This window comes from Bradyrhizobium sp. C-145, from assembly GCF_023375135.1.
GTDB classification, from domain to species: Bacteria; Pseudomonadota; Alphaproteobacteria; order Rhizobiales; family Xanthobacteraceae; genus Bradyrhizobium; species Bradyrhizobium zhanjiangense.
Genome location: NZ_CP088150.1, coordinates 2,999,865 through 3,022,139, shown reverse-complemented (window position 1 = coordinate 3,022,139; position 22,275 = coordinate 2,999,865). Strand labels below are relative to the sequence as shown.

The 22,275-nt window shown below is 63.7% G+C and carries 18 protein-coding genes; 11 read left to right on the top strand and 7 right to left on the bottom strand.

The genetic code is table 11. The annotated features are described in order from the left end of the window. Positions 1-11 precede the first annotated feature (11 nt). The 5 genes from LRP30_RS13950 to LRP30_RS13930 form a co-directional block, all read right to left on the bottom strand. Entirely contained in the window at positions 12-1,511 is a 1,500-nt protein-coding gene (locus tag LRP30_RS13950) for a tripartite tricarboxylate transporter permease (protein WP_128934895.1), read from the bottom strand. Next, a complete protein-coding gene (locus tag LRP30_RS13945; RefSeq protein ID WP_128939104.1) occupies positions 1,511-1,996 on the bottom strand; it encodes a tripartite tricarboxylate transporter TctB family protein in 486 nt (161 codons plus the stop codon). The genes LRP30_RS13950 and LRP30_RS13945 overlap by 1 nt, the downstream gene beginning before the upstream one ends. Next, positions 1,993-2,961: a tripartite tricarboxylate transporter substrate binding protein gene (locus LRP30_RS13940; protein WP_128939103.1), complete on the bottom strand. Its 969-nt coding sequence runs from the start codon at positions 2,959-2,961 to the stop codon at positions 1,993-1,995. The genes LRP30_RS13945 and LRP30_RS13940 overlap by 4 nt, the downstream gene beginning before the upstream one ends. 104 nt (positions 2,962-3,065) lie before the next feature. Further along, positions 3,066-3,908: an IclR family transcriptional regulator gene (locus LRP30_RS13935; protein ID WP_249761751.1), complete on the bottom strand. Its 843-nt coding sequence runs from the start codon at positions 3,906-3,908 to the stop codon at positions 3,066-3,068. Between the two features lie 198 nt (positions 3,909-4,106). Then, complete coding sequence (locus LRP30_RS13930; protein ID WP_249760695.1) at positions 4,107-6,236, bottom strand: acetate--CoA ligase family protein; 2,130 nt, start codon at positions 6,234-6,236, stop codon at positions 4,107-4,109. Between the two features lie 351 nt (positions 6,237-6,587). Between LRP30_RS13930 and LRP30_RS13925 the strand changes: the two genes are divergently transcribed. The 4 genes from LRP30_RS13925 to LRP30_RS13910 all read left to right on the top strand — a co-directional run bounded on the left by LRP30_RS13925 (position 6,588) and on the right by LRP30_RS13910 (position 11,300). Continuing rightward, positions 6,588-7,283 carry a GntR family transcriptional regulator gene (locus LRP30_RS13925; protein ID WP_162250091.1) on the top strand — a complete coding sequence of 232 codons (696 nt, stop codon included), beginning with the start codon at positions 6,588-6,590 and terminating at the stop codon, positions 7,281-7,283. A 62-nt stretch (positions 7,284-7,345) separates the two neighbouring features. Beyond that, positions 7,346-9,079, top strand: coding sequence for an oxalyl-CoA decarboxylase (gene oxc / locus LRP30_RS13920; RefSeq protein ID WP_249760694.1), 1,734 nt, complete (start codon positions 7,346-7,348; stop codon positions 9,077-9,079). 149 nt (positions 9,080-9,228) lie between these two features. Further along, a complete protein-coding gene (gene frc, locus LRP30_RS13915; RefSeq protein ID WP_128934900.1) occupies positions 9,229-10,506 on the top strand; it encodes a formyl-CoA transferase in 1,278 nt (425 codons plus the stop codon). Positions 10,507-11,111: 605 nt separating this feature from the next. Next, positions 11,112-11,300 carry a hypothetical protein gene (locus LRP30_RS13910; RefSeq protein WP_128939100.1) on the top strand — a complete coding sequence of 63 codons (189 nt, stop codon included), beginning with the start codon at positions 11,112-11,114 and terminating at the stop codon, positions 11,298-11,300. A gap of 16 nt (positions 11,301-11,316) precedes the next feature. On the opposite strand, the gene LRP30_RS13905 is transcribed toward LRP30_RS13910, so the two are convergent. Continuing rightward, positions 11,317-12,288, bottom strand: coding sequence for an alpha/beta fold hydrolase (locus LRP30_RS13905; protein WP_249760693.1), 972 nt, complete (start codon positions 12,286-12,288; stop codon positions 11,317-11,319). Positions 12,289-12,787: 499 nt separating this feature from the next. Between LRP30_RS13905 and LRP30_RS13900 the strand changes: the two genes are divergently transcribed. Continuing rightward, positions 12,788-13,231 carry an SRPBCC family protein gene (locus LRP30_RS13900; RefSeq protein ID WP_128946295.1) on the top strand — a complete coding sequence of 148 codons (444 nt, stop codon included), beginning with the start codon at positions 12,788-12,790 and terminating at the stop codon, positions 13,229-13,231. Positions 13,232-13,564: 333 nt separating this feature from the next. Here the strand turns inward: LRP30_RS13900 and LRP30_RS13895 are convergent, their stop codons facing one another. After that, positions 13,565-14,893, bottom strand: coding sequence for an Hsp70 family protein (locus LRP30_RS13895; RefSeq protein ID WP_249760692.1), 1,329 nt, complete (start codon positions 14,891-14,893; stop codon positions 13,565-13,567). Between the two features lie 352 nt (positions 14,894-15,245). Here LRP30_RS13895 and LRP30_RS13890 point away from each other — a divergent pair, with 352 nt between their 5' ends. The 6 genes from LRP30_RS13890 to oxlT (LRP30_RS13865) all read left to right on the top strand — a co-directional run bounded on the left by LRP30_RS13890 (position 15,246) and on the right by oxlT (LRP30_RS13865) (position 22,275). After that, positions 15,246-15,383: a hypothetical protein gene (locus tag LRP30_RS13890; RefSeq protein WP_164934547.1), complete on the top strand. Its 138-nt coding sequence runs from the start codon at positions 15,246-15,248 to the stop codon at positions 15,381-15,383. Positions 15,384-15,886: 503 nt separating this feature from the next. Further along, positions 15,887-16,852: a tripartite tricarboxylate transporter substrate-binding protein gene (locus tag LRP30_RS13885; RefSeq protein WP_245473281.1), complete on the top strand. Its 966-nt coding sequence runs from the start codon at positions 15,887-15,889 to the stop codon at positions 16,850-16,852. 83 nt (positions 16,853-16,935) lie between these two features. Next, positions 16,936-17,433 (top strand): tripartite tricarboxylate transporter TctB family protein, encoded by a 498-nt coding sequence (locus LRP30_RS13880; RefSeq protein ID WP_128934905.1) that lies wholly within the window; start codon positions 16,936-16,938, stop codon positions 17,431-17,433. Between the two features lie 41 nt (positions 17,434-17,474). After that, positions 17,475-19,031, top strand: a complete 1,557-nt coding sequence (locus LRP30_RS13875) for a tripartite tricarboxylate transporter permease (RefSeq protein WP_249760691.1) — start codon at positions 17,475-17,477, stop codon at positions 19,029-19,031. A gap of 369 nt (positions 19,032-19,400) precedes the next feature. Next, complete coding sequence (oxlT, locus tag LRP30_RS13870) at positions 19,401-20,690, top strand: oxalate/formate MFS antiporter (RefSeq protein WP_249760690.1); 1,290 nt, start codon at positions 19,401-19,403, stop codon at positions 20,688-20,690. A 262-nt stretch (positions 20,691-20,952) separates the two neighbouring features. Further along, entirely contained in the window at positions 20,953-22,275 is a 1,323-nt protein-coding gene (gene oxlT, locus LRP30_RS13865) for an oxalate/formate MFS antiporter (RefSeq protein ID WP_249760689.1), read from the top strand.

The window sequence follows — 22,275 nt, the reverse complement described above, 5'->3', positions numbered from 1 at the left end:
ACACGCCCTAACTAATCCTCATTCGCCTTGAACCGCCCGAGCCCCTTCAACACGAAGGGCGCCAGCAGCGCGATCAGCGCCACGCCAAGCAGGGTCGCCGAGATCGGGCTCTGAACCAGCGCCATGGGATCGCCGAGGCTGATCGCGAGCGCCCTGCGCAATTGGCTCTCGGCGATCGGGCCGAGGATCAGGCCGACGACGACGGGCGCGATCGGAAAATCGAACCGGCGCATCAGGAAGCCCAGCACGCCGAAGCCGGCCAGCATCGACAATTCGACCACCGACGGCTTTGCCGCGATGGTGCCCATGGTCGCGAACACGAGGATGCCGGCATAGAGCCACGGCTGCGGGATCGCGAGCAGCCGCACCCACAGGCCGACCAGCGGCAGATTCAGCACAAGCAGCATCGCGTTGGCGATGAACAGGCTGGCAATCAGGCCCCACACCAGGTCCGGCCGCTCGGCGAACAGCAGCGGCCCCGGGTTGAGGCCGTATTGCTGGAAACCCGCCAGCATCATCGCGGCCGTCGCCGACGTCGGCAGCCCGAGCGTGAGCAGCGGCACCAGCGTGCCGGCGGCGGAAGCATTGTTGGCGGCTTCCGGTCCCGCGACGCCTTCGATCGCGCCCTTACCGAACTCTTCCGGATGTTTCGTGAGCCGCTTCTCGGTGGAATAGGACAGGAAGGTCGGAATTTCCGCACCGCCCGCGGGCAGCGCGCCGATCGGGAAGCCGAACATGGTGCCGCGCAGCCACGCTTTCCACGAGCGCTTCCAATCCTGCTTCGTCATCCACAGCGAGCCGCGCACCGGCTCGAGCTTCTCCTCGGTGTGGTGGCGGCGCGATGCGACGTAGAGCGCCTCGCCCACCGCGAACAGGCCGACCGCAAGCGTCGTCACCTCGACGCCATCGAGCAATTCAGGCACGCCGAACGCAAGCCGCGCCTGCCCGGTCAGCTTGTCGATGCCGACCAGACCGAGCGTCAGGCCGATGAACAGGCTGGTCAGGCCTCGGACCGGGGAATCCCCAAACGTCGCCGACACCGTGACGAAGGCGACGCACATCAGCGCGAAGTAATCCTCGGGGCCGAAGCGCACAGCGAAATCGACCAGCCACGGCGCGAGGAACGCCAGCCCGATGGTCGCGATGGTACCGGCGACGAAGGAGCCGATCGCGGAGGTCGCAAGCGCCGGCCCGCCGCGGCCGGCCTTGGCCATCTTGTTGCCTTCGAGCGCCGTCGCCATCGAGGCGCTCTCGCCGGGCGTGTTGATGAGGATCGCAGTGGTCGAGCCGCCATACATGCCGCCATAGTAGATGCCGGCGAACATGATCAGCGAGCCGCCGGGGTCGAGCTTGTAGGTTACCGGCAGCAGCAGCGCGACCGTCAACGCCGGGCCGATGCCGGGCAGCACGCCGACGGCCGTGCCCAGGAAGACGCCGATCAGCGCATACAGCAAATTCATCGGCTGGACGGCGACCGCCATGCCATGCGCCAGCGCGGCAAAAGTGTCCATCACAGCAGTCGCTCCAGGGGGCCGGCCGGAAGGCTCAGCGTCAGCAGCCGGTCGAACGCTAGATAAATGAGGGTCGACATCACGAGAGCGATGATGGAATCGACGAGGATGGCACGGCGCCCGAAGGCCGCCGACGTCGTGACGAACAGCGCCGACGTCGCCAGGATGAAACCGCCGCCGAAGCCGATGATGGCGATCAGAAGCGCAAGGCCGATGAGGATCAAGACCACCGGCACGGGATCGGAGCTCTCGCGCGCCGGCAAATTACCGCGCAGCGCGTCGATGAAATTGCCGATCGCAAGCAGCCCAAGGCCGGAGGCGACCACAACCGGCATCGACTCGGGCCCCATCCCGTACATCGCGGCGGATTGCAGGCCGCGCGCATCCCAGACCAGGACAGCGGCGAGTACCGCAAGCAATGCAGCGATGGCGAGCCCGGCGCGGTCGACGCGCCGCGACGGCTGGACGGAATCGCCTGAGGTCATGACTTGACCAGGCCGACCGACTTCAGCACGTCCGTGACGCGCACCGTCTCCTTCTTCAGGAAGTCGGCAAAGGCATCGCCGCCGAGATAGGCATCCTCCCAGCCCTTCTGCTTGAGGATCTCCTTCCAGGCGTCCGACTTCACCATCTTCTCGACCGCATCGCTCAAGGTCTTGCGCTGCTCCGGTGTGATGCCCGGAGGCGCGACCACCGAGCGCCAGTTTGCGATCACGAGGTCAATGCCTTGCTCCCTAAAGGTCGGGATGTCGCTGCCGGCGATGCGCTTCTCCGAGGTCACGCCGATCGCGCGCAGCTTGCCGGATTTGATCTGCCCTTCATATTCGCTCAGCCCCGAAATGCCCGCGGTGACCTTGCCGCCGAGAATGGCGGCGAGCGACTCGCCACCGCCGGAGAACGGGATGTAGTTGATCTTCTTCGCGTCGGCGCCGACGGCGCCAGCGAACAGCGCCGCCATGACATGGTCGACGCCGCCGGCCGAGCCGCCGGCAAAGGTCACCTTGGCGATATCGGCCTTCACCGCAGCGGCCAGATCCTGCCCGGTCTTGATCGGCGAATTCGCGGGCACCACGATCACCTGGATCTCCTCGGTGAGGCGCGCGATCGGCGTCACCTGGTCCAGTGTGACCGGCGACTTGTTCATGGCGAGTGCGCCCACCATGACGAAGCCGTTGACCATCATCTGGTTGCCGTCGCCCTTGGCCCCGTTGACGAACTGCGCGATGCCGACGCTGCCGCCCGCGCCGGGAACGTTGGTGACCTGCACGCTGCGGGCCACGCCCGAGGCCACCAGCGCCTGCTGCATCGAGCGCGCGGTCTGGTCCCAGCCCCCGCCCGGTGCCGCCGGCGCCATCAGCTTGAGCTCGAGCTGTTGGGCAAAAGCCGGATTGGCTGCCGCCAGGGTCAGCGCGACGGCTGCGCCGACAAGGCGCGCGGGGAATTGAAACATGGGGGCATCTCCAGGCTCGTGCGGACGTTTGCCGCATTGTGTCGTTTGGTCGCATATCAGCCAAAACGGCCGATGCTGTCCAGTGACATCCCCTGGTGGTCCCGTTAGCGGGGCGTCGGGACCGTCCCGCCCAGCGCGGCCGTCAGTTCGGCGGCGACGTCCCGCACGATTTGCCCGATTTCCGGCAACCTCTGGTCGGTCAACCGGCTGGTCATGCCGGAGACCGAAATCGCTGCGAGCGGCTCGGCGCAGTCATTGTAGACGACTGCGGCAACACAGCGCAGGCCCATGGACGCCTCTTCATCGTCGAGCGCGTAGCCCTGCTTGCGGATCTTTTCGAGCTCTCGAAACAGGTCGCTCGGCCGCACGATCGACTTCTCGGTCAGGCGGGGCATGCCGTGGTGACGGATGACGGCGCCGACGTCCTCGTCGGAATAGGTCGCGAGCACCGCCTTGCCGACGCCGGAGGTCACCATGGGGACGCGGCCGCCGACCTGGGTCAGCGAGCGCATGATCTCGCGGCTCTCCATGCGGGTCAGCACGATGATGAATTCGTCGTCGACGACGGCGAGATTGGCGGTCTCGCGGGTGAGATCGCGCAGCTTGCGCAAGTAAGGGATCGCTTGCGTGGAGAAATTACGCCGCCGCGCGAAGCTCGCGCCGACCGTGAAACTGCGCACGCCGACATGCCAATTAGACTCGGCGCGGTCGAACTGCACGAAGCGTCGGCTCTCCAGCGTCGCCAGCAGGCGGTGCACGGTCGAGGCCGACAGACCGGTACGGATCGCGAGATCGCTGAGGCGATAGCCTTCGTCGTCCTCGGCCAGCGTTTCAAGGATCGACAGCGCGCGGTCGACGGACTGCACGCCACCGTCGCGGCCCTCATGATCGACCTCTGCGGTCGATTTGGGCTCGAGTGATTTGCGCCGGATCACGTTCTTGCTCATCGCGACCTGCATTTGCCAATCAGACAAGACGCGAGCCGCCTCTTCTCCCTCGCCCCGTTCTTACGGGGAGAGGGTCGGGGTGAGGGGCTATCTCCGCAAATTCGGTGAGAGCTGGACTCGCGGAAGCTCCCCCTCACCCAATTCGAGCCTTGCTCGAATTCGGCCTCTCCCCGCAGGCGGGGAGAGGCGAAGACAGCGTTAGAGCAGCCCTGCCCCGCGCGCCCACTTGTACTTGGCGCCCAGCACCTCGACCGGCAGCTCGGTCGAATACGCGTAGGCCGGGATGCCGTGCTGGTAGAGATATTCGGCGGCTTCCTCGACTTCGACGTCGCCGGCGAGCGAGGCGACCATGGGCTTCACAAAACCCTTGGCCTCCATCTCCTTCTTCACCTCGACCATGTTGCGGGCGAACACCATCGGCGGGGTGACGATGGTGTGCCAGTAGCCGAGGATCAGCGCGTGGATGCGCTCATCCGACAGGCCGAGCTTGACCGTGTTGACATAGGTGATCGGCGGCTCGCCGCCGGTGATATCCACAGGATTTCCGGCCGCGCCGAACGGCGGGATGAACTTGCGGAAGGCCGCATCGAGGTCCGGCGGCATCGACATCAGCGACAGGCCGTTGTCGACGCAGGAGTCCGACAGCAGCACGCCCGAGCCGCCCGCGCCGGTGATAATGAGCACGTTCTCACCCTTCGGCGTCGGCAGCACCGGCACGCCGCGGGCGAATTCGAGCAGCTGGCGCAGCGAGCGGGCGCGGATCACGCCGGACTGCTTGAACACGTCCTCGTAGATCCGGTCGTTACCGGCAAGCGCGCCGGTGTGCGAGGAGGCCGCCTTCGCGCCGGCCGAGGTGCGGCCGGCCTTGAGCACGACGACCGGCTTCTTCTTGGAGACGCGTTTTGCGGCTTCGGCGAACGCACGGCCGTCCTTGAGGTCTTCGCAGTGCTGCGCAATCAGGTTGGTGTTCGGGTCCTGCTCGAAGAAGGCGAGCAGATCGTCCTCGTCGATATCGGACTTGTTGCCGAGGCCGACGATCGCCGAGACGCCCATCTTGGCCGAGCGCGAGAAGCCGATGATCGCCATGCCGATGCCGCCCGACTGCGACGACAGCGCCGCGTGGCCCTTGACGTCATAGGCGGTGCAGAAGGTCGCGCAGAGATTGGCGGGCGTGTAGTAGAAGCCGTAGATGTTCGGCCCCATCAGACGGATATCGTACTTCTTGCCGACCTCGACAATCTCGGCCTGGAGCTCGGGCGCACCGGCTTCCGCAAAGCCCGACGGGATCAGCACCGCCCCCGGGATTTTCTTCTCGCCGCATTCGGTCAGCGCAGCGGCGACGAACTTCGCGGGGATCGCGAACACCGCGACGTCGATCACGCCCGGCACGTCCTTGACGCTCTTGTAGGCCTTGTAGCCAAGGATCTCGGCGGCCTTGGGATGGATCGGATAGATCTCGCCTTTGTAGCCGCCATTGATGAGGTTCTTCATCACGGAGTTGCCGATCTTGCCGTCCTCGGCGGAGGCGCCGACCACAGCGACCGCCTTCGGCTGCATGATCCGGTTCATCGCCGCGACGATCTCTTCGGTCGGGCGCGGCTTCGGCTTGGGCACATAAGCGAAGTCGACGACGATGCGGACGTCGGCGGCGGTTGCGCCCTTCGGGGTCGCGAAAACAGGGTTGAGGTCGAGCTCGACGATTTCAGGGAAGTCGGTGACGAGCTGCGAGACCTTGACGATGACGTCGGCCAGCGCGGTGCGGTTCACCGGCTCGCTGCCGCGCACGCCCTTCAGGATCTCATGCGCCTGGATGCCGTCGAGCATCGACAGCGCGTCTTCCTTGGTCGCGGGCGCGAGGCGGAAGGTGATGTCCTTCAAGACTTCGACCAGCACGCCGCCGAGACCGAAGGCGACCAGCTTGCCGAACGAGCCGTCGGTGATCGAGCCGACGATGACTTCGGTCCCGCCGGCCAGCATCTGCTGCACCTGGACGCCCTCGATCTTGGCATCGGACTTATACTTCTTGGCGTTCCCGAGAATGGTCTCGTAGGCTTTTTCGGCCTCCTCGGCCGTCTTGAGGCCGACGATGACGCCGCCGGCTTCCGTCTTGTGGAGAATGTCCGGCGAGACGATCTTCATCACGACTGGGAAGCCCATCGCGGCAGCCATCTTGCCGGCTTCGCCCGCCGACTTGGCCACGCCCTCCTTCGGCACCGGAATGCCGTAGGCATCGCAGACCAGCTTGCCTTCCGGCGCCGTCAGGCTGGTGCGGTTGTCCGCCTTGACCTGGTCAAGCACCTTGCGGACGGCATCTTTGGAATTGGACATGTGGGTTCTCCCTTGACCTCAGTTCGTTCTTTGCAAAGCGCGCGCGTGGTTAGCGGCTGCCCGTGATGCTTGCCATTCGCCGCGCTCTGTTCCATGCGGCGGAACGGAGTGGCATAAGCCCTGAGACTACTCCGCCGGCTTGGATCAAAAATGGCTGGCGATGGCATTTGGTATGCCAGAAGCCAACTTGTCAAGCCAGTGCACAGCCTAGAACGCCGCAAAAAATAGCCAGCTTGACATTCTGGCATGTGGTATGCCAAAAACTTTCCCGTAAATATTCCTGTAAAAGACGACTCCCACTGGAGGAGATTCGTCGTGTCACAACGGAAACCAACCAAGGCGTTGCCGAACATGGCCGAGGCAGACATCGCAATCGTTCGTATTGCCCCGGAGAGCAGCTTCAAGAACAAGGCGTATGACGCCTTGAAGGAAGCCATCCTCAAGATGGACATCTACTCGACGCCCGAGCCGGTGATGCTCGACGAGCGCGCGCTGTCCGAACGGCTGGGCGTCAGCCGCACCCCGATCCGCGAAGCGATCGCGATGCTTGAGCAGGACGGATTCGTGAAGACGGTGCCGCGCCGCGGCATCATGGTGGTGCGCAGGACCAAGAGCGAGATCGTCGACATGATCCGCGCCTGGGCGGCGCTGGAGAGCATGGCTGCACGCCTCATCACCACCACCGCGCGCAAGAAAGACATCACGGCGCTGCGCGACTTCTTCAAGGACTTCGGCAAGGACCGCCTGCCCGAGGATCACGTCGAGGAATATTCGCGCGCCAACATCGCCTTCCACCAGGCGCTGATCTCGCTGTCGGAATCCCCCGTGCTGGTCGATCTCACCAACGACCTGTTGCTGCACGTGCGCGGCTACCGGCAGTTGACCATCGGCCGCAAGGACCGCACCGCGACCTCCCTGCCCGAGCATCTCGGCATCATCGAAGCGCTGGAAGCGCGCGACACCGAGCTCGCCGAGAAGCGCGCCCGCGACCACACCCTTGGCCTTGCCGCTTATGTCGAAGCGCATGGCCAGGAACTATTCACTTAGCAACCTTCACCAGAAGGGCGAACAACTCGCCCCACTACCTTGAGACCAGGGAGACAAGGCCCATGCTGAATACCGCGACCAAGTCCGAAGCACCGGGCACCGAGCAGGAACTGACGGATGGCTTCCATCTCGTCATCGACGCGCTCAAGCTGAACGGCATCAACACCATCTACAATGTGCCGGGCATCCCGATCACGGATTTGGGCCGCATGGCGCAGGCCGCCGGTATTCGCGTGATCTCCTTCCGCCACGAGCAGAACGCCGGTTACGCCGCAGGCATCGCCGGCTACCTCACCAAGAAGCCCGGCGTCTGCCTTACCGTCTCCGCGCCGGGCTTCCTCAACGGTCTCACCGCGCTCGCGCACGCCACCACCAACTGCTACCCGATGATCCTGATCTCGGGCTCCTCCGAGCGCGAGATCGTCGACCTCCAGCAGGGCGACTACGAGGAGATGGACCAGCTCGCGATCGCAAAGCCGTTGTGCAAGGCGGCCTATCGCGTGCTGCACGCCCAGGACATCGGCATCGGCTTTGCCCGAGCCATCCGCGCCGCAGTCTCGGGCCGTCCGGGCGGCGTCTATCTCGATCTGCCGGCAAAGCTGTTCGGCCAGGTGATGAATGCCGATGCCGGCCAGAAGTCGCTGGTCAAGGTGATCGACGCGGCGCCCGCGCAGATCCCCTCGCCCGCTTCGGTGAAGCGCGCGCTCGACGTGCTGAAGAGCGCCAAGCGTCCGCTCATCATCCTCGGCAAGGGCGCGGCCTACGCGCAGGCCGATGAAGAAATCAAAAACTTCGTCGAGAAGAGCGGCGTGCCGTTCCTGCCCATGAGCATGGCCAAGGGCCTCCTCCCCGACACGCATCCGCAATGCGCCGGCGCGGCCCGATCGACGGTGCTGAAGGAGTCCGATGTCGTCATGCTGATCGGCGCGCGGCTGAATTGGCTGCTCTCGCACGGCAAGGGCAAGAGCTGGGGCGAAGCGCCGAAGAAGTTCATCCAGGTCGACATCGAGCCGAAGGAAATGGACTCCAACGTCGAGATCGTCGCACCCGTCGTCGGCGACATCGGCTCGGTCGTCTCCGCCTTCAATCAGGCGATGGGCTCGAGCTGGACCGCTCCGCCCGCCGAATGGACCAAGGCGATTACGTCCAAGCGCGAAGAGAACGTCGCCAAGATGGCGCCGAAGCTCATGAACAACAAGTCGCCGATGGACTATCACGGCGCGCTCGGCGTGCTGAAGAACGTCATCAAGGATCACCCCGAGGCGATCCTCGTCAACGAGGGCGCCAACACGCTCGACCTCGCCCGCGGCGTCATCGACATGTACCGCCCGCGCAAGCGTCTCGACGTCGGCACCTGGGGCGTGATGGGCATCGGCATGGGCCAGGCGATCGCGGCCGCACTCGAGACCGGCCATCCCGTGCTCGCAGTGGAAGGCGACAGCGCCTTCGGCTTCTCCGGCATGGAGGTCGAGACCATCTGCCGTTACAACCTTCCGATCTGCGTCGTCATCTTCAACAATGACGGCATCTATCGCGGCACCGACGTCAACGGCGCCAACTCGGATCCCGCCACGACGGTGTTCGTCAAGGGCGCGCGCTACGACAAGATGATGGAAGCCTTCGGCGGCGTCGGCGTCAACGCGACCTCGCCGGATGAACTCAAGCGCGCGGTCAACGAGGCGATGACCTCCGGCAAGCCGACGCTCATCAACGCCGTGATCGATCCGGCCGCAGGCTCGGAGAGCGGCCGCATCGGCAACCTCAATCCGCAGAGCGTTCTGCAGAAGAAGAAGTAACTCCGGGTCAATCCCCGCCCAGGCGGGGAATCCAGTATTCGCCGGACCACCCATTGTGGCGAGCACTGAGCCGAACCGAAACGACAGCGAATACTGGATGCCCGCCTTCGCGGGCATGACGGAAACAGAGTGGTAACAGGAGCAATACGATGACTAAAGCGCTCAAGGGCGTTCGCATTCTCGACTTCACCCACGTCCAGTCCGGACCGACCTGCACGCAGCTGCTGGCCTGGTTCGGCGCCGACGTGATCAAGGTGGAACGTCCGGGCGTCGGTGACATCACCCGCGGTCAGCTGCAGGACATTCCGAACGTGGACAGCCTGTATTTCACCATGCTCAACCACAACAAGCGCTCGATCACGCTCGACACCAAGAACCCCAAGGGCAAGGAAGTCCTCACCGAGCTGATCAAGAAGTGCGACGTGCTGGTGGAAAACTTCGGCCCCGGCGTGCTCGACCGCATGGGCTTCCCCTGGGAGAAGATCCAGGCGATCAACCCCAAGATGATCGTCGCCTCGATCAAGGGCTTCGGCCCCGGCCCCTACGAAGACTGCAAGGTCTATGAGAACGTCGCGCAGTGCACCGGCGGCGCCGCCTCCACCACCGGCTTCCGCGACGGTCTGCCGCTCGTCACCGGCGCGCAGATCGGCGACAGCGGCACCGGCCTGCACCTGGCGCTCGGCATCGTCACCGCGCTCTACCAGCGCACGCATTCCGGCAAGGGCCAGAAGGTCACCGCCGCGATGCAGGACGGCGTGCTCAACCTCGCCCGCGTCAAGCTGCGCGACCAGCAGCGCCTCGCCCACGGCCCGCTCAAGGAATACAGCCAGTTCGGCGAAGGCATTCCGTTCGGTGATGCCGTGCCGCGCGCCGGCAACGATTCCGGCGGTGGCCAGCCCGGCCGCATCCTGAAGTGCAAGGGCTGGGAGACCGATCCCAACGCCTACATCTACTTCATCACCCAGGCCCCGGTCTGGGAGAAGATCTGCGACGTGATCGGCGAACCCACCTGGAAGACCGATCCGAACTACGCCAAGCCCCCGGCCCGCCTGCCGCGCCTCAACGAGATCTTCGCGCGCATCGAACAGTGGACGATGACCAAGACCAAGTTCGAGGCGATGGAGATCCTCAACAAGGACGACATCCCCTGCGGCCCGATCCTGTCGATGAAGGAGATCGCCGAGGACCAGTCGCTGCGCGCGACCGGCACCGTTGTCGAGGTCGATCACCCGACCCGCGGCAAGTACATATCGGTCGGCAACCCGATCAAGCTGTCGGATAGCCCGAGCGACGTGCAGCGTTCCCCGCTGCTCGGCGAGCACACCGACGAGATCCTGCGCTCGGTGCTCGGCTTCAGCGACCACCAGGTCGCCGAGATCCACAAGTCCGGCGCACTCGATCCGCCGCAGAAGCAGGCCGCTGAGTAAGTGGAAGCACTCTGACGCGAGACAAAAGGGCCGCCTGTCGAGGCGGCCCTTTTTGCATGAGAACACCTGCCATCACCGGCCCCCCAACTAAAAAGTCGAAAAACAACCCCATGCACAGTAGCTAACCCCTTGGGCCAACAGAGATTACTGATTTTACGAAATTCTCTTTGACGCGTCGGGCAAAACAGGGGTATTGTGCCAAGGTCCAAAGATACGGATGCCAGGCTCGGCAACGAGCTTGTGCCCTTTACCCGCCCTTTGCCATCGTCTGAAGCGACACTGCGAATGTCCAGAACGACTGCGCCGAGCAGTGTAGCGTCTTGGCGTTGGCCCCGGGGAATGTTCGACCAGCCGACGTTGAATTAAGATTGGTCTGGAGGAACCGATACGATGACCCACGGTTATTCTCCTGACCGGTGCGCTCTCGGAAGTGCGGGCGCGCCTCCTTCCGGCGAGTGACTGAGCGCCTCGCAAGAGATCTGTCCAACGCTGAAGACTTGGCCGCCGTCTCGCCCGGAGGGTGTCTATCCCCGTCAGCGTAGGCGCCGGAGGCGTGGCATTCAGCAGTCCTCCGGACCACGCTCGTTGATCAAATCGAGGTCGAAATGTTGAGAGATCAATCCTCTGATCGCGATCGCGCCAGGCGCGAAGCCAACAAGGCGTTCAAGCCCGTCAAAACCCAAAAACCGATGAGTGACTATGCGAAGGACCAGCAATCCTTCCACGAGAATCGCGAGCGACTGAAAGCCGAGCGATTAGCCCGCGAGGCCAAGCTCAAGAGCCACTCCAAATAGCAGCGTTGTGGAGTGCTCAACGTACGTCGCCAGCGAGCTGCTCACGGAAGAACTTCACTACAGCCGCGTTGAACTCGCGATGAAATGTTGCGCGGTCAAATCCCGTGGGCACGTCGGTGCAGATGCGTGGGACTGCCGCTGCAAGCTGAGGCGAGCAAGGGGCAAGGAACGCATAGTGGCCAGCCGCAACAACGTGGATGTTGGGCTTGCCGGGCAGACTGTCCGCGACGCGCGCGGTACCCGCGCCGTCGCCGACTCCCGGACCGCCGAACTGCGACCGCCAGAACTGGAAAGGGATCTTGATTGCGGCGAGATTCTCCCGCGTCAGAACTGTCGGCGGAGGGTCGACGATCACTGCGGCGCGGATGCGTGCGTCCGGCCGTGCGTCAGGCGGCGTCTCTCCGTTGTGAAGCTGTGCGCATGCTCCGGTCGTTTCTTTGCAGAGGCTGGCGACCCTCGCAAAATCCGGTTTGGTCCCCATCAGCACGAGACCGGTTGAGGCGCCGAGCGAGAAGCCGAAAAAGCCGACCTTCGGATCGATCACCGCCCTATCTTTCCAGTCCTTCAGCAAGAAATCGAGCAGGCGCACCATGTCCGCCGGACGTGATCCCCATAGCGACAGCGTATCGCGCCGCGAGGAGTCGCTGTATGTGTCGCCGGGATGATTGATGGCAGCGACGACAAAGCCGGCATCGGCCAGCGCCTCCACTGTGTCGTGGTGTTGGCCGAACCACCCGCCCCGGCCGTGCGAGAAGATGATGACCGGGAGCTTTACACCCGCGACTGGGCAGTCCTTCACGCCCTTCAGATCGAAATCAGCGCCGACTGAAAGCCTGCCGAGCGCCACATGCGTCGGCTCTGCCGCGCACGGATACCAGATCGCGCCCGACAGCGCCGGATCGGTCTCGAGGAGCTGAATGCCTGCGGCCTGTGCGGGCGAGCCAAGACAACAGAGCGTGACGACGAAAGCCCAAAGCGTGCTGCGCAACGGAAGCCCCCTGATTTCGCGCAGGAGTTGAACGAGGAACGATAGCGGAATTGTGGCTCAGCTTGTCACGCGGGCACACCTTCGCCGCTATTGGCGTTGAGGCAAACTGTCCGCAAAAAGGGAAGGCTCTCGCATATGGTGCGAACGATGCTTCGGCGTCGGGACTCGGCTCCCTCTCCCGCTTGCGGGGGACGGCCGGGTGGGGATATCTCTGCAGCGGGATTGTCGAGAAATGCGGAGGCTGTCCCTGGGTGGCAAGAGCCCTCACCCGCCGCGCTCTGCGAGCGCGTCGGCCTCTCCCGCAAGCGGGAGAGGCGAAGCACCTCCGTCGCGGCGGCGATCAAGCCTCATCCCATCATGCTTAGCAATCCGGCCGAACAAGACTCGACCAAAAAAATCCGAGCTCCCCTGTCGGATCGGCAGCTTCCCCGTCGTCCTCATGACATGAATGGGCCATAGACGCCAAACTCGGGCCCATCAATCACTGAGGATAACAACCATGCCCAGCACGATCCGCTTGCACCGCGTCCTGGCCACCAGCCCGGAGAAAGTCTATCGCGCCTTCCTGGAGGCCGATGCGATGGCGAAATGGCTTCCGCCGAACGGCTTCACCTGCACCGTGCATCATTTCGAGCCCAAGGTCGGGGGCACGTTCAAGATGTCGTTCCGGAATTTCACCACAGGCAACGGCCATTCGTTCGGCGGTGAATATGTCGAGCTCGTGCCCGGCCAACGCATCCGCTACACCGACAAGTTCGACGATCCCAACTTGCCGGGCCTGATCGAGGTGACCGTGATCTTGAAGAAGGTCTCGGTCGGCACCGAACTCGACATCACGCAGGCCGGCATCCCCGACGTCATCCCGCCGGAGGCCTGTTATCTCGGCTGGCAGGAATCGCTGCGCAATTTGGCACGGCTCGTCGAGCCGGAGATCAATCAATAGCGACGACATGAGTATTGTAGGGTGGGCAAAGCGCCGCGTGCCCACCAATGCTCTCTCAACCCGGAAAAATGGTGGGCACGGCGCTCCGCGCCTTTGCCCACCCTACGGCACTGTTCGACCAAATGCGCAGAATTCCCCGCATCGTCATTGCGAGCGCAGCGAAGCAATCCAGAGTCCCTCCGCAGAACGATTCTGGATTGCTTCGCTGCGCTCGCAATGACGGAGAATGGGGAACTCTCCGAGAGAACAACCCACATCGAGTCTGCAGATATCTACACAGCCCCATTGAACTGCGGCTGCCAGCGAAGCAGATTCGACCATTGCGAACGATCGTTAGGCGCCCTCCTTCGCGAGCCCGCCGCCTGCCGTCCATCGGTCTGGGTCAGGACTATGTCCGATCAGCGCCAGCCCGTACGCGATCGACTCGAACTGGTCGCCCGACATCAGCCGTTCGTTGCCGAACCGCTCGGCGAACAGCTTTCGGACGGCGGGCACGAAGGACGTGCCGCCGGTCAAGAACACCTTCTCCACCTCGCGCGCGGTGATGCGGGCCTCGCCCAGCACCTTGTCGACGGTGGCTCCCAACCGGGCGATGTCGTCGGCGATCCAGGATTCGAAATTCTTCCGTGTGATGGCCGCGCCGATGTCGACGCCGCCGCCTTTGAAGCGGAAGTCCACCTGGTCCTGGGCCGACAGCGCGACCTTGGCGTCGGAAACCGCGCGGTAGAGCGCAAAGCCGAGGTCGAGATCGACGATGGTAATGAAATCCTCGAGTAATTCCGGCTTCAGCGCGGTGCGCGCAAGCTCCCGCAGCTCGCGCAAATCGCCGTTGCTCTTCATCATTGCGAGTTGATGCCAGCGCGCGAGGTTGGTGTAGTGGCCGCTGGGGACCGGCAACACCTTGTCGAACGAGCGGAAGCTGGAGCCCTTGCCGAGGCGCGGCGAGACGACATGGTCGACGATACGGTAATCGAACGTGTCGCCGGCGATGCCGATGCCGGCGTGTCCCAGCGGCTCGGCGCGAAGGCTGCCGCCCGCGCGCGAGAAACGCATCACGGAGAAATCGCTGGTGCCGCCGCCGAAATCCGCGACCAGCACGGTGGCATCGCGCTCCAGCCGGCGGGCGAAGGAGAACGCCGCGCCTACGGGCTCGTAGACATAGCGGGCGTGGCCGGCGCCGAGGCGCTCGAACGCGACCCGATAGCGCTGCATTGCCAGCGCCTCGTCGGGATTGCCGCCAGCAAAGCGCACCGGGCGGCCGACCGTGATGTTTGCGGCCTCGAAGCCGAACCGGTCCCCACCACGGCGCGCCAGCGTCCGCAGGAACGCCGCCAAGATATCCTCGAACTTGTAGCGCTGCCGGAACACCTGGGTGGTGTTGAAGCTGCTGCTCGCCGCAAACGTCTTGAACGACTGGAGGAAGCGGTAGACGTGGCGTCCTTCGAGAAATTGCTCGATCGCCCACGGCCCGCCCTCGGCCTGGGCGCCGGCTCCCGGGCGGTCCTCCCAGAAGCACAGCGCCGACACGAAGACGCTGTGGCGCTGACCGCCGTGATCGAAGCGGATGGCCTCGACCCGGCGGTCGTCCGCCGCGAGCGCGACGACCGTATTGCTGGTCCCAAAATCGATGCCGATCGAGACGGCGGGCGAGGCGCTCGACATGAACCACTCTGACAGTTGATTGGATAAGGGGGCGGACCACTAGCCGCTTTGCATGGCTGTGCCAAGGGCCTGCCCGTTGCAGTGCGGCCGGAACCTGGCGTCGATTGCTGCGAGATTTCCGCTTCCAGCCGGACGTTTCAGCCGCCTTTCTCACCTTTCGGCGATGAAGACCCACCTTCCCGCCGCGCCGGCAACCTTATGTCCGAAAAGCCCCCGTTAACCCGGCATTATGCTGCAATGCGAGAGGTTGCGTGCTGCTATGCAAACGAGAGCATGGACACTGGCATCTGGTATACATAGATTGCCCGAAATGAGACAGCAAGACTGACTGTTCTCAAGAAAGGGATTTCCGATGTCCAAGACCGCTTCCGTTGCTCTCGCCCCCTCCTCCTCGCTGTTCGCCCGCCTGATGGCCGCGATCGACAGCCTCCTGATGGCGAGCGCCGAGATTTCGAATCACAACGGCGACCTGCCGCGTTTCGGCCTGTAAACAAGGTCTTGCCCGCCCCGCCGAACGGCGGGCTGGCAAACCCGCAAACGCTGCGTTTGATCAAATGGCCCCGCATGTCGGGGCCATTTTCTTTTGCGGCCTCGCCCCGCTCGCGACCGCATCTGCGACGATTGGTCCGCCGACGTGACCCGCCCATCCAATTGTTTGCCCGCTGGCATCTCGCATACCATTCGGGAACCAAGAACGGTTTCACAATCAAAGGTGTAAGACGGGGAAACATAACGCGGAACGGGAACGGCCAAGGGGAGACGCGTGCCGCGAACTTGGCGGAGCCTTAGCCGAAAGGAGCGGATGCCGCGCGTTGTCCCTGCTCATAGAGTTTCTATCGGGACTGCCATGGGAGATCGACCGCAAGGGTGACCCCAGGGCATGTGAATCAAGATGGGCTGACGCAAGCCGACAAAGAGCGGCTGCGTTCGAGGTTCGACAGGGAGAGAAACATGAAGCCATTCGTTCTGAATGTCGCTTTGGCGGCAATCGCGATGTCGTGCGCCAACAGCACCACAAGCCGTGCTGCCTGGGAGCCGGTCCGTCCGGTCGAATTCATCGTGCCCGCGGGCACCGGCGGCGGCGCCGATCAGATGGCGCGCACCATCCAGGGCATCGTCACCAAGCACAATCTGATGAAGCAGCCGCTGGTCGTCATCAACAAGGCCGGCGGCGCAGGGGGCGAAGGCTTCCTGGACGTGAAGACGTCGTCGGGCAATCCTCACAAGATCATCATCACGCTGTCGAACCTGTTTACGACACCGCTGGCAACGGGGATTCCGTTCAACTGGAAGGATTTGAGCCCGGTGGCGATGCTGGCGCTCGATGAATTCGTGCTCTGGGTGAATGCAGAGAAGCCGTACAACACCGTCAAGGACTACGTCGACGCCGTGAAGAAAGCGCCGCCCGGCTCATTCAAGATGGGCGGCACCGGCTCCAAGCAGGAAGACCAGATCATCACGGTCGGCATCGAGAAGGCGATCGACTCGAAGTTCACCTACATTCCGTACAAGGGCGGTGGCGAAGTTGCCGTTCAGCTCGTCGGCAATCACGTCGATTCGACCGTCAACAATCCGATCGAAGCGGTCGCGCAATGGCGCGGCGGCAAGCTCCGTCCGCTCTGCGTCTTCGACGCCCAGCCGATGGCCTATGACGAGCCGATCGCCGAGGGCAAGGCCTGGAAGGATATTCCGACCTGCAAGTCGCAGGGCCTAGCGATGGAATATCTGATGTTGCGCGGCATCTTCATGTCGCCCAAGGCCACGAAGGATCAGATCGAATACTACGTCGAGCTGTTCAAGAAGGTCCGCGCCACGCCGGAATGGCAGGATTTCATGAAGAACGGCGCCTTCAACACGACATTCCTGACCGGAGCCGAATACGCGAAGTGGGTCGAGGCCGAGGAGAAGCGCCACCAAGGCTTGATGAAGGAAGCCGGCTTCCTCGCATCGGGAAACTGACCCGCGACATCGACGACGGCTAGGACGCTGGTCGTCCTCCCGTCTGCCGCGACCGCGAAAGACTGCGTCCGCCTGGAGGTCACATGACTGAACAATCCGGATCCGAATCCGGCCCCGCACACAAGACGCTGGAAATCGGCATGGCGCTATTGATCGGCGCCTTCGGCCTGGTCGTGATCTTCGGCAGCCTGAAGGCCGGCATCAACTGGGGCGCGGAAGGCCCGCGTGCCGGCTTCTTCCCCTTCTATGTCGGCGCCATCATCGTCGGCGCAAGCGTCATCAACCTCTGGAGCGCGCGACGCGACGGCGACGGCCGGCTGTTCGCAACATGGGGACAGCTTCGCCAGGTCATGAGCGTCGTCGTGCCCACCGCGATCTATGTCGGCTCGATGCCGTTCATCGGCCTCTACGTCGCCTCGATGGTCTTCATCGGCTGGTTCATGCGCTGGCTCGGCGGCTATCGCTGGCTGACGACCATCGCAGTGGCGATCGGCATGCCGGTTCTGACCTATCTTGTTTTCGAGCGCTGGTTCCTGGTCCCGCTGCCCAAGGGTCCATTCGAGGAATGGCTCGGCCTGTAAGAGCCGCGCCGCCATCCGTTATTGCTGCAGGACATATCGATATGGAAGAGTTGGCCAATTTGTTTCACGGCTTCGCGGTCGCCCTGCAGCCCTACAACATCATGCTGATGATCATCGGCATCACGCTCGGTGTCATCATCGGCGTGCTTCCGGGACTCGGCGGCGCCAACGGCGTGGCGATCCTCCTTCCCCTGACCTTCAGCATGCCGCCGACATCGGCGATCATCATGCTGTCCTGCATCTATTGGGGCGCATTGTTCGGCGGCGCCATCACCTCGATCCTGTTCAACATACCCGGCGAGCCCTGGTCCGTGGCGACCACCTTCGACGGCTATCCGATGGCGCAACAGGGCAAACCCGGCGAAGCCCTGACCGCCGCCTTCACCTCCTCCTTCGTGGGCGCGCTGTTCGCGGTCATCATGATCACGCTCGTCGCGCCCCTCGTCGCGGGCTTTGCGCTGCGATTTGGTCCGGCGGAGAAGTTCGGGGTGTACTTCCTCGCCTTCTGCAGCTTCGTTGGCCTCAGCAAGGAGCCGCCGTTCAAGACAATCGCGGCGATGATGATGGGCTTTGCACTCGCGGCGGTCGGCCTCGATTCGATCACGGGACAGTTGCGGCTGACCTTCGGCGTCACCGAGCTACTCAACGGATTCGACTTCCTGATCGCCGTGATCGGCCTGTTCGGCATCGGCGAGATCCTGCTGACCATGGAGGAAGGGCTGGCTTTCCGCGGCGGCAACGCCACCATCAACCTTCGGGTCGTGCTTCAGACCTGGCGGGAATTACCCTCCTACTGGATGACCTCGCTGCGCTCCTGCTTGATCGGGTGCTGGATGGGCGTCACGCCCGCTGGTGCCACGCCGGCATCCTTCATGAGCTACGGCATCGCCAAGCGCCTGGCGCGACGCGGCAACAATTTCGGCAGGGGCGAGATCGAAGGCGTGATCGCGCCGGAGACGGCCGCACATGCCGCCGGCACCTCGGCGCTGCTGCCGATGCTGTCGCTCGGAGTGCCGGGCTCCCCGACTGCCGCCGTCCTGCTTGGCGGCTTGTTGATCTGGGGCCTGCAGCCCGGCCCCATGCTGTTCGTCGAGCAGAAGGAGTTCGTCTGGGGCCTGATCGCGTCGATGTATCTCGGCAATCTCGCCGGCCTCGTCGTCGTGCTCACCTGCGTGCCGATCTTCGCCGCGATCCTCCGCGTGCCCTTCGGCATCATCGCGCCGCTCATCCTGGTGCTCTGTGCGATCGGCGCCTATTCGGTGCACAACAGCACCTTCGACGTGATGCTGATGCTCGTGTTCGGCGTGCTCGGCTATCTCCTGAAGAAGTGCAACTACCCGCTCGCGCCGCTGGTGCTCGCCATCGTGCTCGGCGACAAGGCGGAGGAAGCCTTCCGCCAGTCGCTGCTGGGATCGCAGGGCTCGCTCGGCGTGTTCTTCTCCAACGGCCTCGTCAGCACCATCATGGCGCTCGGTCTGGTCGCCCTGTTCTGGTCCGCGATCCAGCAAGGCTACAGCCGCCTGCGCACGTCGATGGCGCGAGGCGCGCCCCCGGCGCAATCCGCGCCGAAAAGCGAAGGCCGAATCTCTCCGCACTAGGCTTCTGGAATAAAGAATTCCAGGAAATAGGCGGTCCCCAAACCCCCGCACCTCGGGCCGTGCGGACAGCGCACGCCCCCATCGGCAGCCTAAAAGTCCGAGCGGAGCGGGTTTGCGGGCAGTTCTTTGCGGCTTTGCGCAAATACGAAAATCTCTCACGGAATCAATCTGTTGAATTGACCCGGTCGCCGCCGTCGCGGTTACGCCGCAGCGTTTTGGGCTTTACAATTCCTCCGCCATCGCGCATGTGAACGACTCCCGCGATATTTCGCCGCACCTCCAGTCCTTCGCTTGAATCTTGGCATAATGAATACCAGGATGCCGGCAGCGCATGCATAAAAAATGATTGGCGCGTTCGGGAGGGTTTTTATGACGGACATGGTGCAGTCAACAGCGGCCCCAAGTGCCGCGCGCGTCAGCGATGCTTATCGCTGGGCGCAATTGGCCATCGGCGTAGGCGCGATGGTGATGATCGCCAACTATCAATATGGCTGGACGTTCTTCGTCCCCGACATCCAGAAGAAGTTCGGCTGGGATCGCGCCTCGATTCAATGGGCCTTCACCCTGTTCGTTTTGTTCGAGACCTGGCTCGTGCCGGTTGAAGGATGGTTCGTCGATAAATACGGCCCGCGTATCGTGGTGCTGGTCGGCGGCGTGCTCTGTGCCATCGGCTGGGCGATCAACGCGCAGGCGACAACGCTCAACGGCTACTATCTCGGCATGATCATCGCGGGCATCGGCGCCGGCGGCGTCTACGGCACCTGTGTCGGCAACGCGCTGAAGTGGTTTCCGGACAAGCGCGGTCTTGCCGCGGGCATCACGGCCGCAGGCTTCGGTGCAGGCTCCGCGCTGACCGTCGCGCCGATCCAGGCCATGATCAAGGACAGTGGCTTCCAGACCACCTTCCTGTATTTCGGCCTCGGGCAAGGCATCATCATCTGCCTGCTCGCCTTCTTCCTGCTGGCGCCGAAATCGGGCCAGGTGCCGAACGTCGTGGTCAATGCCGCGCTGCTCCAGTCCCGGCGCAACTACCAGCCGACCGAGGTGCTGCGTCAGCCGATCTTCTGGCTGATGTACTTCATGTTCGTGATCGTCGGCGCCGGCGGCCTCATGGTGACGGCGAACCTGAAGCCGATCGCGGCCGACTGGAAGGTCGACAACGTGCCGGTCACGCTGATGGCGGTGACGATGACGGCGGTGACCTTCGCGGCGACGATCGACCGCGTGCTCAACGGCCTGACGCGTCCGTTCTTCGGCTGGATCTCCGACATGATCGGCCGCGAGAACACGATGTTCATCGCCTTCGGCATGGAAGGGATCGGCATCTGGTTTCTTTACCTCTGGGGCCACGATCCGATCTGGTTCGTGCTGCTCTCGGGCTTCGTGTTCTTCGCCTGGGGTGAGATCTACTCGCTGTTCCCCTCGACCTGCACCGACACGTTCGGCGCCAAGTTCGCGACCACCAATGCTGGCCTGCTCTACACCGCGAAGGGCACCGCCGCACTGCTGGTGCCGATCGCCAACTACATGCAGCAGTCGTCGGGCACCTGGGACAGCGTGTTCATCATCGCGGCAGGCGCCAACATCCTGGCTTCGCTGCTGGCGATCACGCTGCTCAAGCCCTGGCGCAAGGTCGTGGTCGCAAAATCGACCGTCTGACCCGCTCCACCACAGTTCGCTGAGCATGACGCCCGGCCTCACGGCCGGGCGTTTTCGTTTGATGCGAAGACACAGTGGATGCCCTGGAGAGCGGCTGGAACCCGCGCATTTTGTCCGACGGGGAATCAAGATAAGGCTTGCAATCTGGAATATGGTATACCAAGCTCCGCGCCGCGCTTGCGACGATAAGCCACAACATTTGCGACATCAGGTCATCTTGCAATCCTGTGTCGCGGTCAATCAGCGCGTTGGGAGGTTCTTGATGATTTCCAGCTTGGACGGCGCCGTCACGGCCGCGCCTCTTCGCACCGGTTTCCGCTGGCTCCAGCTCGTGATGGGCATCGTCTGCATGGCGATGATCGCCAATCTGCAATACGGCTGGACGCTGTTCGTCGACCCGATCGATGCGGCCCATCATTGGGGGCGCGCCGCGATCCAGCTCGCTTTCACCATCTTCGTGGTCACCGAGACCTGGCTGGTGCCGGTCGAAGCCTGGTTCGTCGACAAATACGGCCCACGCATCGTGGTCATGTTCGGCGGCGCGATGATCGCGCTCTCGTGGATTCTCAACTCCTACGCCGATAGCCTCACCCTGCTCTACGCCGCCGCGATCATTGGCGGCATGGGCGCGGGCGCGGTGTACGGCACCTGCGTCGGCAACGCGCTGAAATGGTTTCCCGACCGCCGCGGCCTCGCAGCGGGTGCGACCGCCGCCGGCTTCGGCGCCGGCGCCGCGCTCACCATCGTGCCGATCGCGAGCATGATCGTTTCGAGCGGCTATCAGCACGCGTTCCTCACCTTCGGCATCGGCCAGGGCCTGATCGTGTTCGCGCTCGCCTTCTTCATCCAGCCGCCGCGGATCTCGATTCCGCCGAAGAAGAAGCAGCTCAATTTGCCGCAGACCAAGATCGACTTCACCCCGCCGCAGGTGCTGCGGACCCCTATTTTCTGGGTGATGTATCTCGTTTTCGTCATGGTCGCTTCCGGCGGCCTGATGACCGCGGCGCAGATCGCCCCGATCGCGCACGACTTCAAGATCGCCGACACGCCGGTCACCCTCGCCGGCTTCCAGATGGCGGCACTGACCTTCGCAATCTCGCTGGACCGCATCTTCGACGGGTTCGGACGTCCCTTCTTCGGCTGGGTCTCCGACACGATCGGCCGCGAGCCCACGATGTTCATCGCCTTCGGCACGGCGGCGGTGATGCTGCTGGCGCTGTCGGCCTATGGTCACGTACCCGTCGTCTTCGTGCTCGCCACCGCGATCTATTTCGGCGTGTTCGGCGAGATCTACTCGCTATTCCCCGCGACCTGCGGCGACACCTTCGGCTCGAAGTTCGCGACCACCAACAACGGCATGCTCTACACCGCCAAGGGCACGGCATCCCTGCTCGTCCCGCTCGCGAGCGTGATCTCGACTGCTTATGGCTGGAAGGCCGTGTTCGTGGTCGCGGTGGCGCTGAATGCGACGGCGGCGCTGATGGCGCTGTTCGTGATCAAGCCGCTGCGCCGATCCTTCATCCTCGGCAAGGAAGCCGAGAGCGCTGACACCGCAACCGGCAACGCCAAGACCGAGACGGCGTAA

Excerpts from the sequence above, each read along its gene's own strand:
- LRP30_RS13950 (WP_128934895.1), bottom strand. The coding sequence starts at position 1,511 with ATGGACACTTTTGCCGCGCTGGCGCATGGCATGGCGGTCGCCGTCCAG.
- LRP30_RS13945 (WP_128939104.1), bottom strand. The coding sequence starts at position 1,996 with ATGACCTCAGGCGATTCCGTCCAGCCGTCGCGGCGCGTCGACCGCGCC.
- LRP30_RS13940 (WP_128939103.1), bottom strand. The coding sequence starts at position 2,961 with ATGTTTCAATTCCCCGCGCGCCTTGTCGGCGCAGCCGTCGCGCTGACC.
- LRP30_RS13935 (WP_249761751.1), bottom strand. The coding sequence starts at position 3,908 with ATGAGCAAGAACGTGATCCGGCGCAAATCACTCGAGCCCAAATCGACC.
- LRP30_RS13930 (WP_249760695.1), bottom strand. The coding sequence starts at position 6,236 with ATGTCCAATTCCAAAGATGCCGTCCGCAAGGTGCTTGACCAGGTCAAG.
- LRP30_RS13925 (WP_162250091.1), top strand. The coding sequence starts at position 6,588 with ATGGCCGAGGCAGACATCGCAATCGTTCGTATTGCCCCGGAGAGCAGC.
- oxc (WP_249760694.1), top strand. The coding sequence starts at position 7,346 with ATGCTGAATACCGCGACCAAGTCCGAAGCACCGGGCACCGAGCAGGAA.
- frc (WP_128934900.1), top strand. The coding sequence starts at position 9,229 with ATGACTAAAGCGCTCAAGGGCGTTCGCATTCTCGACTTCACCCACGTC.
- LRP30_RS13910 (WP_128939100.1), top strand. The coding sequence starts at position 11,112 with ATGTTGAGAGATCAATCCTCTGATCGCGATCGCGCCAGGCGCGAAGCC.
- LRP30_RS13900 (WP_128946295.1), top strand. The coding sequence starts at position 12,788 with ATGCCCAGCACGATCCGCTTGCACCGCGTCCTGGCCACCAGCCCGGAG.
- LRP30_RS13895 (WP_249760692.1), bottom strand. The coding sequence starts at position 14,893 with ATGTCGAGCGCCTCGCCCGCCGTCTCGATCGGCATCGATTTTGGGACC.
- LRP30_RS13890 (WP_164934547.1), top strand. The coding sequence starts at position 15,246 with ATGTCCAAGACCGCTTCCGTTGCTCTCGCCCCCTCCTCCTCGCTGTTC.
- LRP30_RS13885 (WP_245473281.1), top strand. The coding sequence starts at position 15,887 with ATGTCGTGCGCCAACAGCACCACAAGCCGTGCTGCCTGGGAGCCGGTC.
- LRP30_RS13880 (WP_128934905.1), top strand. The coding sequence starts at position 16,936 with ATGACTGAACAATCCGGATCCGAATCCGGCCCCGCACACAAGACGCTG.
- LRP30_RS13875 (WP_249760691.1), top strand. The coding sequence starts at position 17,475 with ATGGAAGAGTTGGCCAATTTGTTTCACGGCTTCGCGGTCGCCCTGCAG.
- oxlT (WP_249760690.1), top strand. The coding sequence starts at position 19,401 with ATGACGGACATGGTGCAGTCAACAGCGGCCCCAAGTGCCGCGCGCGTC.
- oxlT (WP_249760689.1), top strand. The coding sequence starts at position 20,953 with ATGATTTCCAGCTTGGACGGCGCCGTCACGGCCGCGCCTCTTCGCACC.